The 14,471-nt window shown below is 39.3% G+C and carries 13 protein-coding genes and 3 pseudogenes; 8 read left to right on the top strand and 8 right to left on the bottom strand.

Annotated elements, in window-relative coordinates; genetic code table 11:
- Positions 1-224, top strand: a pseudogene (locus F7734_RS40755) (two-component system response regulator); the annotation flags it as partial.
- Between the two features lie 201 nt (positions 225-425).
- Here the strand turns inward: F7734_RS40755 and F7734_RS40750 are convergent.
- Entirely contained in the window at positions 426-1,103 is a 678-nt protein-coding gene (locus tag F7734_RS40750; protein WP_155750100.1) for a sugar transferase, read from the bottom strand.
- A gap of 771 nt (positions 1,104-1,874) precedes the next feature.
- Between F7734_RS40750 and F7734_RS40745 the strand changes: the two genes are divergently transcribed.
- Positions 1,875-2,174, top strand: a complete 300-nt coding sequence (locus tag F7734_RS40745; protein WP_155750106.1) for a hypothetical protein — start codon at positions 1,875-1,877, stop codon at positions 2,172-2,174.
- Positions 2,175-2,197: 23 nt separating this feature from the next.
- Here F7734_RS40745 and F7734_RS40740 read toward each other — a convergent pair.
- Positions 2,198-2,500, bottom strand: a pseudogene (locus F7734_RS40740) (5'/3'-nucleotidase SurE); the annotation flags it as partial.
- Between the two features lie 258 nt (positions 2,501-2,758).
- On the opposite strand from F7734_RS40740, the gene iscB reads away from it, so the two are divergent.
- Positions 2,759-4,132 (top strand): RNA-guided endonuclease IscB, encoded by a 1,374-nt coding sequence (iscB, locus tag F7734_RS40735; protein WP_155748294.1) that lies wholly within the window; start codon positions 2,759-2,761, stop codon positions 4,130-4,132.
- An 18-nt stretch (positions 4,133-4,150) separates the two neighbouring features.
- Here iscB and surE read toward each other — a convergent pair.
- Both surE and F7734_RS40725 read right to left on the bottom strand, forming a co-directional pair.
- Positions 4,151-4,525 (bottom strand): annotated as a pseudogene (gene surE / locus F7734_RS40730) (5'/3'-nucleotidase SurE); the annotation flags it as partial.
- An 85-nt stretch (positions 4,526-4,610) separates the two neighbouring features.
- A complete protein-coding gene (locus F7734_RS40725) occupies positions 4,611-6,062 on the bottom strand; it encodes a sodium/proline symporter (RefSeq protein ID WP_155750099.1) in 1,452 nt (483 codons plus the stop codon).
- Positions 6,063-6,611: 549 nt separating this feature from the next.
- On the opposite strand from F7734_RS40725, the gene F7734_RS40720 reads away from it, so the two are divergent.
- From F7734_RS40720 to F7734_RS64345, 3 genes are all read left to right on the top strand, one after another.
- Complete coding sequence (locus F7734_RS40720) at positions 6,612-7,283, top strand: hypothetical protein (protein ID WP_155750098.1); 672 nt, start codon at positions 6,612-6,614, stop codon at positions 7,281-7,283.
- Between the two features lie 201 nt (positions 7,284-7,484).
- The gene (locus F7734_RS40715; protein ID WP_155750097.1) at positions 7,485-7,937 is read left to right on the top strand and encodes a type II toxin-antitoxin system antitoxin SocA domain-containing protein; all 453 of its coding nucleotides are present in this window, start codon (positions 7,485-7,487) and stop codon (positions 7,935-7,937) included.
- Positions 7,927-8,361, top strand: a complete 435-nt coding sequence (locus F7734_RS64345) for a hypothetical protein (RefSeq protein WP_166482460.1) — start codon at positions 7,927-7,929, stop codon at positions 8,359-8,361. The genes F7734_RS40715 and F7734_RS64345 overlap by 11 nt, the downstream gene beginning before the upstream one ends.
- Positions 8,362-8,611: 250 nt before the next feature.
- Here the strand turns inward: F7734_RS64345 and F7734_RS40700 are convergent, their stop codons facing one another.
- Both F7734_RS40700 and F7734_RS40695 read right to left on the bottom strand, forming a co-directional pair.
- On the bottom strand, positions 8,612-9,472 hold the full coding sequence (locus F7734_RS40700) for a tetratricopeptide repeat protein (protein ID WP_155750095.1): 861 nt from the start codon (positions 9,470-9,472) through the stop codon (positions 8,612-8,614).
- Between the two features lie 313 nt (positions 9,473-9,785).
- Positions 9,786-10,040 (bottom strand): hypothetical protein, encoded by a 255-nt coding sequence (locus F7734_RS40695; RefSeq protein WP_155750094.1) that lies wholly within the window; start codon positions 10,038-10,040, stop codon positions 9,786-9,788.
- 151 nt (positions 10,041-10,191) lie between these two features.
- Between F7734_RS40695 and F7734_RS40690 the strand changes: the two genes are divergently transcribed.
- On the top strand, positions 10,192-10,863 hold the full coding sequence (locus F7734_RS40690; protein WP_155750093.1) for a hypothetical protein: 672 nt from the start codon (positions 10,192-10,194) through the stop codon (positions 10,861-10,863).
- Between the two features lie 98 nt (positions 10,864-10,961).
- Entirely contained in the window at positions 10,962-11,234 is a 273-nt protein-coding gene (locus F7734_RS40685) for a DUF1232 domain-containing protein (RefSeq protein ID WP_155750104.1), read from the top strand.
- Between the two features lie 64 nt (positions 11,235-11,298).
- Here F7734_RS40685 and F7734_RS40680 read toward each other — a convergent pair whose 3' ends face one another.
- Together F7734_RS40680 and F7734_RS40675 are read right to left on the bottom strand one after the other, a co-directional pair.
- The gene (locus tag F7734_RS40680) at positions 11,299-14,058 is read right to left on the bottom strand and encodes a ParA family protein (RefSeq protein ID WP_155750092.1); all 2,760 of its coding nucleotides are present in this window, start codon (positions 14,056-14,058) and stop codon (positions 11,299-11,301) included.
- Complete coding sequence (locus F7734_RS40675) at positions 14,055-14,471, bottom strand: hypothetical protein (RefSeq protein WP_155750091.1); 417 nt, start codon at positions 14,469-14,471, stop codon at positions 14,055-14,057. The genes F7734_RS40680 and F7734_RS40675 overlap by 4 nt, the downstream gene beginning before the upstream one ends.

Here is a 14,471-nt window from a genome sequence, read left to right as displayed (position 1 = left end):
TGATTATAGATGTAATAATGGCTCATTTAGACAACTTTTCCTTTTTTCAAGAGTTACAAAGTCATTTAATCAATCAAAAAGTTCCCATGATTTTACTAATTGATAAAGTGCAAAAAATAAACTTAAATCAATTTGTCAATTTAAATGTGGTAGGAATAATTTCTAAACCTTTTGAAATCTTAAAATTTGCAGAGCAGGTTGCTGAAATTCTGGAATGGAAATAACGTAATCTCCTCTCCTTTTTCAGACTGCTTAAGTTTTACATAAAATAAAAGGGTGGTTCCTAATTTGAAATCGCACCCTCTTATTATTTCACATTGCTGACTTGGGTTTACATAATACTTAGTACTGCGTATTTACCAACCCTCTAAGTTAAGTTTGTATTAGCTACAAATTAATGACTAACAACTCGTAGCTAGTCTTTTCTAAAAAGCTCCAACCCGACCTAGAAGGATGATGAACGTCCGGGCGATCAAGAGTAAATCGTACAATGAAGACCACTTCTTTTGATATTGCAAGTCCAGATCTACAATTTGCTCAAAATCCTTTACGTGAGAGCGACCGTTGACTTGCCATTCACCAGTTAACCCAGGTTTAACGTTTAAACGTTGCCAGTGGCGTTGATTGTATTGGGCTACCTCATCTGCTGTAGGGGGACGAGTACCTACCAAACTCATTTCACCTACTAGAACGTTCCAAAACTGTGGCAATTCATCCAAGCTTGTACTTCTTAAAAACCGTCCTACTTTTGTTACTCTAAAATCATTTTTACTCTTAAAAATAAGACCGTTGGCTTCATTTCTCACCATTGATTTCAATTGTTCGGCATTTGAAACCATAGAGCGAAATTTCCACAGGCGGAAGGAGCGTCCGTGAAGCCCGTAACGTTCTTGAGAGAAGAAGATTGGACCGGGGCTATCTAGTTTAATTGCTACTGCCACGGGTAGGAATATAATTGCAAGAATGAATAGACCTACTAAACTTCCTAAGATGTCTAAGAGACGTTTAAATTTAGAGTTGACAGAAGCATGAGGTTCTAGTTGCAAATCCCAAGTATTAGCAGCTGCACCTTCAACAATGGTTGTGTAAGATATCTGGTACATTGTCAAGCCAGTTGAGCGAAAAACGTAGAATCACGTAATAATTACTTTGACTATAAACTCAGTTCCATAAAAGGGAATCGAGATCAACAGTACTTTCACTGAATCTTCATCCATCTGCATGAGATCGCGATCTATTATAAATTTCGTATAAAGAAAAATAGATCTAACTTTTGGGCGATGAATTGTAAATAGAAGTGTGGATAATTTCTGTACTGTGTGTTATAAATTACTACTATCTTAAGTACATCAGGGAGCAGTGACTGGTGACTAGTAGTCCACCACAATGATTTTGAGGGGCATTCGAAACTTTTTACAACCTCGTTCCCAGGCTCAGCCTGGGAATGCCTTACGGGAGGCTCCGCCTCCTGTGCTTTACCACAGAGTACGAAGCAGAGCCTCGCTGTCACCGATCTTAAAATCGGGTTACCTGTCAATACTGCTCGGAGATGGAAATTGCAGTGTTTTCGGATTTTTCGGCTTAACTGACAAGTTGGGTTTCGTTCCTCAACCCAACCTACGCGTTTTCGACTTTTTCGGCTTAACCGACAAGTATTGGAACAGAATTTAACTTTGTTCTGTGCATCTCCGAGAAAATACTTTTGATTACAAATCGTGAAAACGCTCTAAATTAAGGGTTTACACCAGTGTATTAGAGACTTTAGCAGAATACTATTCAATCAGCAATGTTTATTTTGCATGGCTGACTATATATTTATTTCAAATTTCTTACAAGAAAATACTGAAAACTATCAAACCGAAGGTGCAAAAGAAATGGTACTAGCAGGGTCTCAAATCAAAGTAGGCAGATTAGAGTCCATCGTGGAACAAATTGGAGAAGCTGTGCTTTCTACTACAGAGACTATAGAACGTCTCGCAGAAAGAGTGGATAATCTTAGCGTCCAAGTTGAAGCACAAGGAAGACAACTACAGCAGCAAGGGTATCAAATTTTTGCCCTGTGTGATGCCGTGCAAACTCTTGCGGACACTCAAGATGACTCTTTGCAAAAACTCACACAGCTGACGCGAACCTTAGATCGTCTCATGACGTTGATTGAAGGACCATCGGAATGAAGGATGATGTGTACCTTTCTTGGTTAAATCTTTAACTGAGTAATGGCAATTTTACCGGAAAAGCATATATCTACGTCGCTGCCGGGAGTGCGATCGCGTTTGGCGTACTCTCCATAATAATAAAAATTATCACCTTCAACACGGTAGTTGATAGGTAAGGGTTTTGTACAGGGTTGACAAAACACTACTTCTGGATCGGGTTCTCTTGGCATAAGATGGGGTAGGTTGACGTTCCAGAAGGTTTCTGGTTCTAAAGGACGGTTGAGTAAATCAGCCAAAACATCAGATGTCCATCTTGCCAAAACATCCCAATCTACGAGAAGTTCGTGAAACGGAGTAATTCGTAGTCAATCGGAGCAATTCGATTAACTGACTTCACCATGACTCAGCATAGAACTGTTTATTCTATGTTATCCGCAAGGATTTTAGTCCGCTTAAGAGTGATGACTCAATGAGGTTAGCCAGCCTCAAGCGTCGGGGAAGGAACATGGCTGCATCACGACAGTGCAAAACCATAACTATCATGTGAAGCTCTTAAGCCGTGTCAAGGCAAACTATACCCCAATAGGGAGATTCATCAAATGATGATTACAAACTCAATATTCATTTTAAGCAAGAATGGCAAAATACTAAAACCAACAACACCAGCTAGAGCGAGGATTCTACAGTCTCAGGGCAAAGCTAGGAAGCTAAGGCTATTCCCATTTACTCTAATTCTAGATAAGGATGTTGATGAAAATGTAGAACCCTATTTAGAACTTCGCTGCGATCCCGGTTCAAAATTTACGGGGATTAGCTTAGTAGATTTAAATAAGAATGAAGTTGTCTGGGCAATGGAATTAGAACACCGAGGTGATCGTATTAAAATGGAATTGATTAAACGTGCTGGTGTTCGACGTTCTAGAAGATCCAGAAGACTTCGCTATCGTAAAAAACGGTTTGACCGCAAAAAGCCAGATGGTTGGCTAGCACCATCTTTAAGGCATCGGTTGTTAACCACCCAGACTTGGATCAAACGATTGCTGAAAATAGCTCCCATTAAATCAATTGCAATTGAATCTGTTAAATTCGATCTGCAAAAATTGGAAACACCTGATATCGAAGGGATCGAATATCAGCAGGGGACACTGTGGGGTTACACTCTACGCGAAGCGTTGCTTGAGCATTGGGGTAGAGAATGTGTTTATTGTGGTCAAACAGATGTCCCCTTACAAATAGAACACATTAATGCACGAAGTAAAGGAGGCAGTGACCGATTCTCAAACCTGACTTTATCATGCGAGAAATGTAACCAGAAAAAGGGAAATAAGCCAATAGAGCAATTTCTCAAGAACAAAGGCGAAATTCTTCAAAAAATTAAATCACATCAGAAAAAGTCATTAAGTGATGCTGCGGCTGTTAACTCTACCCGTAAAGCCATATTTTACCAGGCACAGCAATTCGGATTACCTGTAATCAGTGGTGATGGTGCATCTACTAAAATGATTCGTATTCAAAGCGGATTACCAAAAGCTCACTGGATTGATAGCGCTTGTGTAGGAACATCAGAAATAGTTAAATTGCGAATATGTCAACCATTGCGCCTTACTTGTAAAGGACACGGCACAAGACAAGTACAGAGAGTCAATGCTAAAGGTTTTCCAGCGATCGCTAGCATCAAAAAGAATCCCATCACTGGTAAAAAAGAAGTCAAGTTAGTGAGTAAAAATCAGAAATATACTCACGCTACAGCTGGTGATTATGTGATTTGTAATCTGCTCAAAGATCGCAAACACATTAAAGCGGGAATTTATCGTGCTAGAGTCAAAACGCCTACAAATAGAGGAGTAGAGGTACTAATTAGCGGGCATCGGATTGAAATTGGTTTACAACACATTAAACTTATTCATCGATCCGATGGCTATGAATACAGTTTTACTACGATTGACCATGATTTATTACGTTTTAACGCTATTTGATATCTTGACTACATTTCGTTTGCGATAGTGAGAAACCGCAATTCCGGGAATACCGTTCATTGCAGCTTCTCGCACTGCCGCAACAGTACCGGAAATGTAGGCATCAACTCCGAGATTTCCTCCTGCATTGATGCCAGATAGTACCCACTTGATATTTGGACAAATATGTGATATTGCAATTCTGACACAATCTGCAGGAGTGCCTGCGATCGCATACTCATTGTCTGAGCGTCGGTTCACTTGAATTGCTTGAGTGGTTGTAACTTGGTGTCCGCAACCAGAGAGGTGATCTCTTGGAGCGGCAATAATAACTTCTTGATGATTGACAGCTTTCAGAAGTGCGCGAATGCCAGGGGCGTCGATCCCGTCATCATTTGTAAGAATTATGGTCATTTGTCATTTGTCAAGTGTCATTTGTCACTCGTGGGATTTTAGCTATGTTTACATTCTTTAATTTATCGGTTTTTATCTTAATTTTCTACCTTCTGCCTTCTATCTTCCCCCTTCCGTCTTCTACCATCTGCCTTTTTTTTGTAAAAATACGAGCTATCAAATAAACAAGCATACCTGCAACCATTCCCGGCAGAACTTCGTAAACAATAGGAGACAATTTCAAGACAAGATTCCAACTGAGAGCCGCAGCAATACCAGCCACCATCATTAATATAGCCACAGGTGTAGTGATAGGAAACTGCCAAACACGCAACATGAGTAATGGACCTAATGCTGAAGCTAAAGCAGACCAAGAAAATGTGACGAAAAGAAAGACATTATTATCACCTGCGAGTGCAATGCTTAAAACTATCATTGCTACTGTTAAGGTTCCTAACTTTACCAGTCTGTAAGAATTGGCAAATTGAGGAAATATATCTTGCGTAATCGCTGCCGAACAACAAAGGATTTGAGAATCGGCAGTAGACATGGTAGCAGCAAAGACTCCTGATAGCATCAGCCCAACAAAGATAGCAGGTAATAACTCACCGGCTAAATAAGGTAAAGCTAATTCTGGATCGCCTCCCGTCATCAATCCGGGCAGAAGTACTCTTGCCGTCAATCCTATACCAATAGCAGAAAAAGAATTAATCAGAGCACAAATGGTTTTGATATTGAGAGCACGGTTAATATTGTTAGGTGAGTCGATCGCCATAGCTCTCACCAATATATGTGGTTGACCGACTACTCCAAACCCAGCTACTATCCAGCCAATAAAAAAAGGCACAAAGCCCAGAGGAAGATTTTTGGGATTTAAGTTAACGAGTTGCGAGTCAATGGAAGAAAGTTTTGTCCAGAGTTCGCCGATACCACCACATTTGGCGATCGCAACAGTTAGCAGTAACAGCAACGAAGCAATCATAACGATTCCTTGAGCTGCATCTGTCCAGATTTCGGCACGAACACCCCCAGAAAAACAGTAAATAATAACGATGATAGCTCCCAGCACAATTCCTAGTGAGTAGTCCCAACCAAACACTACGTGAAGAGCTTTGCTTCCTGCTACCAGTTGTGATGCTGCGTAGGAACCCAGAAAAGCGATAATTACCACAGCCGACACAATAGAAATCCAACGAGCACCGGAGTGATTTTGAGCCAGAAAAGCAGAAACTGTATCAGACGAGGTGTCTTCTGAAATTTGTCTTAACCGTTTGAAAAAGAACAACCAAGCTAAATAATCTCCTATTGCCCAGCCAATAACCAGCCAAATAGAAGAAATTCCTATTTTGTAGGCAAAACCAACCTGACCTAGAAACAACAAACCACTCTGTCCCGTAGACATTGCTGACAAGGCAGTTAGCCAAGGACTGACTGCTCGACTTGCTAGTATGTAATCAGCAGTAGTATTTTGCTTGCGAGTGGATGAGTAAATTCCGACAGAGACGATTAGGACAAGAAATCCAATGAAGGTTGCTGCTACAAATAGTTGATTTGCCATAAGGATTAAAGGATTATTTTTAACCTTTCTCGCAGAATTTCCCATCTCGATATACAGCTACGGTGGTGTACACTGTAGGCTATGCGGAGGGGTTTTCCATGATAATATAGTCGCTCGTTTTATGCCTTAGATATACCTCGTAAGACATAAGAATATACTTGTAAGGGAATCAAGGATGTTGGGTTTATGTGGAACTAGGTGAAGAGGATGAGTATATCTCTAGTTCACCTAGATGAACCGCAATGTTGTAGGGGCGTAAGGCCTTGTGGCTGTTCTAAAACTCGCAGGTACGATACAAGGATATAAACTAGATCCACTAGTAAGTAAAAGCCTTTTTGGAAAGCGATCGCGAAATCTTGAAATGTGCTTGCGATCGCTTTGCGCCTGTAGAGGCCCTATTTTTCTCTGGCAAAATTTATAACTCTAGAGAAAATTTTACAAGCAAAATTTCCGGAATGCTGTATCATTCATAAATTAGGAAGCGCTCATATTGCCTAAGAGCACTTCCTCAAAAAAAAATAAAATTATTAATTCTGGAGCGATCTTAGCATGACTAAAGCGACGGAACCAGCTGCTGCTGGGAATTTTTCACAAACAGTTGCCGAAGAAGTTCAATATCTCATTCGTAGACTCGCTAAGCCTGGTAAGGATTTGATAAAAGAAGTTATAGCGGAGATTACTTACACAAATGCCTCCATATTATTAGGAGCCGCCAAAATCGGGCAGTTATTGCTATTTCTTAAAGACAAACTCAAGCCCAAACAATATGAACAAGCTTTAGCCGAATCTTTAGGATGGTCAGCAAGCATTGCCAACCAATTGCTGAAGCTCGCACCCATACTTGGACGTTTCACCACCGAACAAATCGCTCGAATCAATCGCAACCTCTCGTTGGCAGCAGTCTACAAATTAGCCACAGGTCGCACACCAGTGGAGGTGATTGAGTCGATGTTAGAAAAAGCTTGCAGTCAAGAGGTTTCCAAGAAAGATATTCAAACTGAAACCAAGAAATATCAGGATAAGCAACCGAAAAAACAGCCAACACCATGGAGATATGTCGGTGGAGGTAGAGAATACCAACCACCGAGAATCTCTGAAAAAGCTGGTTTGGTTGTAGAACAACTCAGCAAAGAAAATGGCAAGCCGCGACGTTTTGTGATTGAAGAGGCGGTTTTGTTGCTAGCAGAGAAATTTCAGCAGGTAGTTTTCACTGTGGCTTAGATTTTGAAGCCAAACAATAAGTTGACATTAAGTTAGCAATGCCTGCTTGAGCGAGACTGAAATCGCACGGCAGTTTTTTAGCGATGAATACCAGGTTCCTGCGAATGTGGTATGAGAAGTTGTAGCCAATGAATTCTTTCTCGAAACTTATTAGGAGAGGTGAGGTATAGTTAATTTATGCAGGACAGTACATTCTTATGTATGGCAATTACAAACTTAGATGCGATTGCAGATTATTTTATTTACGTAGCTAACGAGACAGGTTCATTTATCAGTAACCTGAAGCTGCAAAAACTTGTGTATTATGCTCAAGCTTGGCATTTAGGAATTTATGATACTCCTTTATTTGAGGAAGACTTTGAAGCTTGGGTACATGGTCCAGTTATTCCTTCTTTGTTTTATAAGTATAAAGAATTTGGGTGGAAGCCGATTCTTAAAGAAGTTGAGCGGCCTAAGTTTATACCAGAATTAGAAGAATTTTTAGAGAATTTGACTGAGGAGTATTTTATTTGTGATGGGTATGAACTAGAACTAATGGTCACTCGTGAAGAGCCTTGGAAGTTGGCGAGAAAAGGTTTAGCTAGAGATGAACCTTCTCATGCGATTCTTACTAAAGAATCCATGAGAATCTTCTACAAAGAACGTGCCGCCTAAAAAACCTAAAAAAATAGATACCCGTAATAAACAATCTACATCTGCAATTAAACGAATACCAGTAGAGATACCACAAGGAACTAGTTTTTCTTTTAGATATCTCCAGAACGATCAGCCAAAATTCACCATTCAAAATCGAGATACTAAGTATTTTGAATCTCTTCTTATGAGATTGCGAGATTTATCAACCTTAACATTTGCAGAAATTATTAACAATCGTAGTAAAAGTCTTCGATGCCATTTGATAGATTGGAAAGATACAACAGAACCAAATGGCTTTGGCATACCGAACGAGGAGCAAATCGTCAACTCAGCTTATCAGTTTCAGATATCATCAAACGAACATGGCAGGGTTCATGGCTTTTTTCTTGAAAATATTTTTTATATTGTTTGGCTAGACCCTAATCACAACCTTTATAAATGATTATTTGTTACAAAGAACATACGTATTTACGCTGTATACTACCAGTGACATTGAGATAATTACAGTTTTTTGTCATTGGTCGTTGGTCATTATTTTTTTCTCCCTTATCCCCCTTTTACCGTGATGATTCATTACTTAAACTAAACACTCAGGATTTTACTAAGTGAAGTGATGTCAGGAATGCAACCTCATAGCATTCAATTTGAGCGTCCCACTAAAACTTGGGAAGATCAAACGACAGAACCGCCTATTAATTGTTTTCTTTACGATCTACGTGAAAATACAGAATTAAGGTTTGATAGACAACAATATGTGAATATATACCTTTACACCAGTACAACTCACCGCGACCTCTATTGTACTCAGGGTTAGGCTGTAGTTGCTGCAATCGTTCTAATTCTTGTAATCCTTTATCCCAGATTCGTAAAGCTTCTTCGTACTGCTCTAAATCTTGAAAGTATGTCCAACCCAAGTTTACCCAAGCTCGCCAGTTCTGATTTCTCGACAGTTGCAGAGCTTGGTTAAAATCAGATATCGCCTCATTTATTAATCTTAATTTTCTGAGAGCAGCACCGCGATTGTTGTAGGCAAGGTGGTTGTTCGGTTGTAGCCTTATGGCTTTGTTGTAATCAGATATCGCCTCTTGATAACGCTCTAACTCTCTGTAAATATTACCTCGCCCATTGTAAGCAAAATAATTATTTGGTTGTAGTCGGATGGCTTCATTGTAATCAGATATTGCCTCTTGATAACGTTTCAACTCTTTTAGAATGTCGCCCCGATTGCAATAGGCGAGATAATAGTCTGGTTTTAGCCCTATGGCTCTGTCGTAATTTGATATTGCCTCTTGATAGCGTCCTAATTTTCTAAAAGTACTACCACTTCCCGTATAAACAAGGTAGTTGTATGGATCGTCTTCGTTGAAATGTCGAAAGGCTTTGTTGTAATCAACTACCGCTTCTTGATAAAATCCTAATTTTCTCAGGACTTCGCCAAGCACACTATAGACAGAAGGTTCCTTGAATAGCTGCGGGTTGATTTGCTTAAGATTCGATACAATGTCTTCGTAGATTTTTAAGTCTTCCAAGGCAAAACCACTCATGATAGCCATGGCATGGTTAAATGCAGCGATCGCTTCCTGGATACGATTTAAATTCTGAAGAGATATGGCAAGTCCATGCCAAGCTTCAGCGTTTTCAGGATTAATATCTATAGCGCGATCAAAGTAGGACTTGGCTGCCTCAAAGTTTTTTTTGTCCAGTTCCTGAGTTGCTTTGTTAAGTAGTTCTTGGACTTCTTGCCGAGCAAGTTCTTCTGCTTCAACAACGTCTTAATCTGCCTATGTATATCTGATTGTTGCAAAAATTCATGAACTAAATACTTTGCCAGTAACGGTAAATCATCAGATCGGCACCAGTAATTGCTCAATCCAGAGCAGCAAGTGCGGCTTCTAAGAACCTATTTGATTCCCTTAAGTACCAAACAATTGTATGAGTTAAATTAGATAACGGCTCACCCCAAGGTAATTTTTTCGAGTCTACTTTTATGGGATAGAACCGAGTCAAGCCTTTCACGAGTGCTGAAAAAGCAGAAGATTTTGTGGAGGCTACTCCTACGCCGACACCGACTGCTGCAATTCGGTTTTCAAGACGGCGATCGCGTTGCACCTGTAGAGGCACTATTTTTCTCTGGCAAAATCTATAACTCTATAGAAAATTTTACAAGAAAAATTTCCGGAATCATGTATCATTAATAAACATGGAAGCGCTCATGTGGTCCAAGAGCACTTCCCCAAAAGAAAATAATTAATAATTCTGGAGTGATCTTAGCATGACTAAAGCGCCGGAACCAACTCCTGCTGGAAATTTTTCACAAACCGTTGCCGAAGAAGTTCAATATCTCATTCGTAGACTCGCTAAACCTGGTAAAGATTTGATAAAAGAAGTCATCGCCGAGATTACATACACAAATCCCTCCATATTACTAGGAGCCGCCAAAATCGGGCAGTTATTGCTGTTTCTGAAAGAGAAACTGAAGCCCAAACAATATGAACAAGCTTTAGCCGAATCTTTAGGATGGTCAGCAAGCATTGCCAACCACTTGCTGAAGCTAGCACCCATACTTGGAAGTTTCACTACCAAACAACTCGATCAAATCAATCGCAACCTCTCGTTGGCAGCACTCTATAAATTAGCCACAGGTCGGACGCCAGTAGAAGTTATCAAGTCCGCGATCGAGAAAGCTTGCACCGAAGAGGTTTCCAAAAAAGATATTCAAACTGAAACTAAGAACTATAAGGATAAGCAACCGAAAAAAGAGCCAACGCCATGGAGATATGCTGGTCGTGGCAGAGAATACCAACCACCGAGAATCTCTGAAAAAGCTGGTTTGGTTGTAGAACAACTCAGCAAAGAAAATGGCAAGCCGCGACGTTTTGTGATTGAAGAGGCGGTTTTGTTGCTAGCAGAGAAATTTCAGCAGGTGGTTTTCGCCTTGGCTTAGTTTTTGCAACCAAACACAGGCATCCGCTTGCCGTCACCATAGGGCTAAAATTCGTGCCAAGCTCGATAAAAGTCGGAGTACGCCACGTTCTGAGCACAATGCCAAATGACTTCGTAGCAGCATTTACGGTAATTTTTGGAATAATTTATATTATCAGTCCGTCGGATTTTGCTCCTGATGTTTTTCCAGTCATAGGAGGTATTGACGATGCTGCAATAGGTGGTTTATCTATGCTGCTAGGGCTGAAAAATTGGTTTCGAGCGCAGGAGCAAGACAAGAATCAGGTACTCGTTATCAATGCTCTTCAAAAGGGCGATCGCGAAATGGCATTAAAACTTTTGTTGCAAGATAGGGGCGTAAATCTCAAGTAGACTCAGTCTCTTTAGTTTATTGAATTTTTATACTACTGGCTACTGCGTTGTACGTTTAGCTTACTTACAAAATTCCGTTTCCCAATACTTTACGTTTCAATACCAATATACGAGGTCTTGCTCCTTTGCCAGAAAAGCCCAAACCCTCACGAAAGATTTCTGGCATATAAAACCGTGCTTCTTCTTGTTTTTCTTTATCTTCGTAAATCACTCCCATTTCTTCTAACATTCTCACTGTTTGCTGCTCCATATTAAATTGTTCAACAGCAAAAGGAATTTTTCGTTCTTCGGGGGTATACTTAGGAAGTATGTCATCAACCCATGCCTTAAACTCTGGGTACTCTTCTTTTGCTTCTTCAACTTTCTTTTCACTACATGGTTTCAAAGCACGACGAATTGCTTCAGGAGGCAAAAGGCGACTGCTAGACCACTTCTCAAATTGCACTTCTTTAGATCTATTGACTGTTATCTCTGCCGCATGGTACAAGAAACGAACAATATCCCTTGCTTGAAGTCTGCCATTAAAATCAGTTAAAGCTGCAAATACCCAAGAGGCTGTATAAGCTTCTTTAGCATTATCTGACCCTAGTCTTTTCCCCCATAACTTCTCTAATTCTTCTTTACCGAGACTATCGATATTCCCTTTTTCTGCTCCTATGACTTTTGACTCACTACAAAGCCAAAAAACTAACCGCAAAAAAGAATCTTTATCCCAAGATAAATCATAAGAACGGTATAAGTTTTCAAACTGTTTCAAGTTTTGAGTAATTGTAAAACGGAGAAAATCACGCCGGAGAAAAATTATGACTCCGAGATGAGATTGCCGAACTTCAGATAGCTTTTTCGGTAAATCATCAATTAATGCTTTTAAGGCAATTTTCTCTTGCTTACTAGATGCAATATTTGGAAACACATCCTCTAAGCCATCAAACAAAAAGACAATACGTAATCCTTGTTCTTTTAATTTACGGTTTATAATACCAAGGATAGTGGGACTTTCGGCTTCAATATTAATACCAACAGCTTTCGACATTTCACTAATCCAAAATTCTGTCCATTCTGGTTCACTCCACGATTCTGATACAATTGCTCTTTTAATCTTGTCTCTAAATTCAGAAGCTAAAAACTCAGAAACACTGTTATTAAAAGCTAATCTAGCCTCATTTCTAGCTTCATTGATAATAGTTTTAGCATTATCCTGAACATTGCTTGATTCAAGTAAAGGAAAAATATGTGTTTGTTGAATGAATTGGGGAGCTTTATTATCAATACGATTTAAAAAATTCTCCCAATATTTGAAACGTGATAACTGTATATAGTTAAAAGTTTTTCCAGATCCTTTGGCTCCAATTGATACTATATGAGGTAATTCCTCTCTAAAACTACTTGCTAAGTTTTTTAATGGTTCCGTTACTAATAAATCTTCTCCTCGACCTTGTTCAGCATATTCATATTGCTGACATAATTCTCTAAGCCGACGTACATCTGTAAGTCGTTCATGTTTTTCTATAGGTTTTGAAAGTAGCTCTTGAGTTGTAGCAATTTGCAATTGTTCTTCTGCCCACCCATGAGCTACTTGCATAACAGTAGTTTGACTGAGCTTAAAACGAGCATCTTCCCAGTTATTAACATACAGTAAATCTTGAGCAAAAAAAGTCTCTTTTATTTCCAATCTAGTGGCATATAAATTATCTTCTTCAGGCTGTACGTACACAGACTGAAATCTAGATAGCGCATCTTCAAATACTGGTAATGATTTCAACTCTGGCGTTAGCATACTCACGATCACAGATGGATCGTAGTAACTTTCATCATCAACTTTTGCTTTTGATGGAGCGATTTGAGCAACTTGCTTGAGAACAAGACTTATACCTCTAACAGATTGGTCATTAATAGTTGATACCAAGAAACGTTGAATTCTTGGATCGAAGATAATAGGACTAGATATTTCACTCAAGCCTGCCCTCAAATCAATGAGTACATAATCAGCACCAACAGCTTGACCTAAACTATGGATAGCGTTACCGCATTCCCAAGCAGAACCTGGACTTGAAATCAACTGTTCAGGTAAAATAGGTGTATCTAATAATTGATTATCTTCAAGACACGCTGGTAAAAAATAAACAGTTGCTTTTCCTTCATTTTTAGGAGATTTCTCAACTTCTTTAGCAAACCACGAAAGCGTTTCTTCTCTTCCAATAGGAGAGTAGTGGTAAGCTTCAAGAAAATCAATGAAAGAAACGGTAGGTTGTTGCTTTTCAAAGCGATTCCAGTAAGTAAGCCCAGGAGCTTCTAAATCAGCATCAATAACTAATATAGTTATAGCTTTATCTATCTCTTTAGCTCTATCTAGTAAAGCAAAAAGATGAGCTGCTAAACATAATGTTCTTCCCACACCACCTTTAAAAGAATAAAAGGCTATTAAACTAGGCTTTTCTACATAAGGTTCTGGAAGCTTAACTAGTTTGGTTACTACAGTTTCTATATTTAGATCGCCATCAAGATAAGCAACTTCTTCCCAAAACGGGCGCAGAGAGATGTCAGTTGTGCATGGTTCTTCATCAGGTATAAACTCCACTGGTAATATGGCGTCACCCAGATCGAGTTGAATGACTGATTCTTCTTCTTGATACCAGTCTCCAAACCATTCTTTTAATGTATTTGTAGCAATATTTTTTGCTTTCTCATTAATAAGACCAATCTCTAAACCGTCGGAAAAACAACGAATTCTAGCTACTCCATCAGGGAATTTACGACCATATTTAGTCTGATGACGAATTATCCTTCTAACATCTAACCAAGTTAGTAATCTTAGAGATTTCATGGTTTTTTCAATTCTTCTTCTATCCAGTGTACTATTTCTAATAATTTTTTCTCTAAATCTTGGTCTGTTATACCTGATGTTGCACAATATCCTCCATAACGCCACATCTGATTAACATCTCCAGGAGTAAATTTTCTTTCATCATAACCATTTTTACCTTTGATTGGCTTCATGCTGAGTTGTGCTGGTATCCTTAGAGTTTTGCGAACAGATAAGCAATCCAACAGCTTGTTGACATCATGTTGACATTCGGAAATATCTGTACATAAATCAGAACGGTTTTTTTCCTGTCTCCGCATTAAAATCGCCTTTAGACCACATTCTACTGCATAAAACAAAAGTAACCGATGAGCATTACTGCGTGGTGTCTTATTAGAAGCTAATTTATTTTCTCTCCAAGCTTTTTCTATCAA

It is taken from the genome of Scytonema sp. UIC 10036 (assembly GCF_009725235.1).
This window is presented reverse-complemented; position numbering and strand designations above follow the sequence as displayed.

Excerpts from the sequence above, each read along its gene's own strand:
- F7734_RS40715 (WP_155750097.1), top strand. The coding sequence starts at position 7,485 with ATGGCAATTACAAACTTAGATGCGATTGCAGATTATTTTATTTACGTA.
- F7734_RS40685 (WP_155750104.1), top strand. The coding sequence starts at position 10,962 with ATGCCAAATGACTTCGTAGCAGCATTTACGGTAATTTTTGGAATAATT.
- F7734_RS40745 (WP_155750106.1), top strand. The coding sequence starts at position 1,875 with ATGGTACTAGCAGGGTCTCAAATCAAAGTAGGCAGATTAGAGTCCATC.
- F7734_RS40680 (WP_155750092.1), bottom strand. The coding sequence starts at position 14,058 with ATGAAATCTCTAAGATTACTAACTTGGTTAGATGTTAGAAGGATAATT.
- F7734_RS40700 (WP_155750095.1), bottom strand. The coding sequence starts at position 9,472 with ATGGCTATCATGAGTGGTTTTGCCTTGGAAGACTTAAAAATCTACGAA.
- iscB (WP_155748294.1), top strand. The coding sequence starts at position 2,759 with ATGATTACAAACTCAATATTCATTTTAAGCAAGAATGGCAAAATACTA.
- F7734_RS40750 (WP_155750100.1), bottom strand. The coding sequence starts at position 1,103 with ATGTACCAGATATCTTACACAACCATTGTTGAAGGTGCAGCTGCTAAT.
- F7734_RS40725 (WP_155750099.1), bottom strand. The coding sequence starts at position 6,062 with ATGGCAAATCAACTATTTGTAGCAGCAACCTTCATTGGATTTCTTGTC.
- F7734_RS40690 (WP_155750093.1), top strand. The coding sequence starts at position 10,192 with ATGACTAAAGCGCCGGAACCAACTCCTGCTGGAAATTTTTCACAAACC.
- F7734_RS40720 (WP_155750098.1), top strand. The coding sequence starts at position 6,612 with ATGACTAAAGCGACGGAACCAGCTGCTGCTGGGAATTTTTCACAAACA.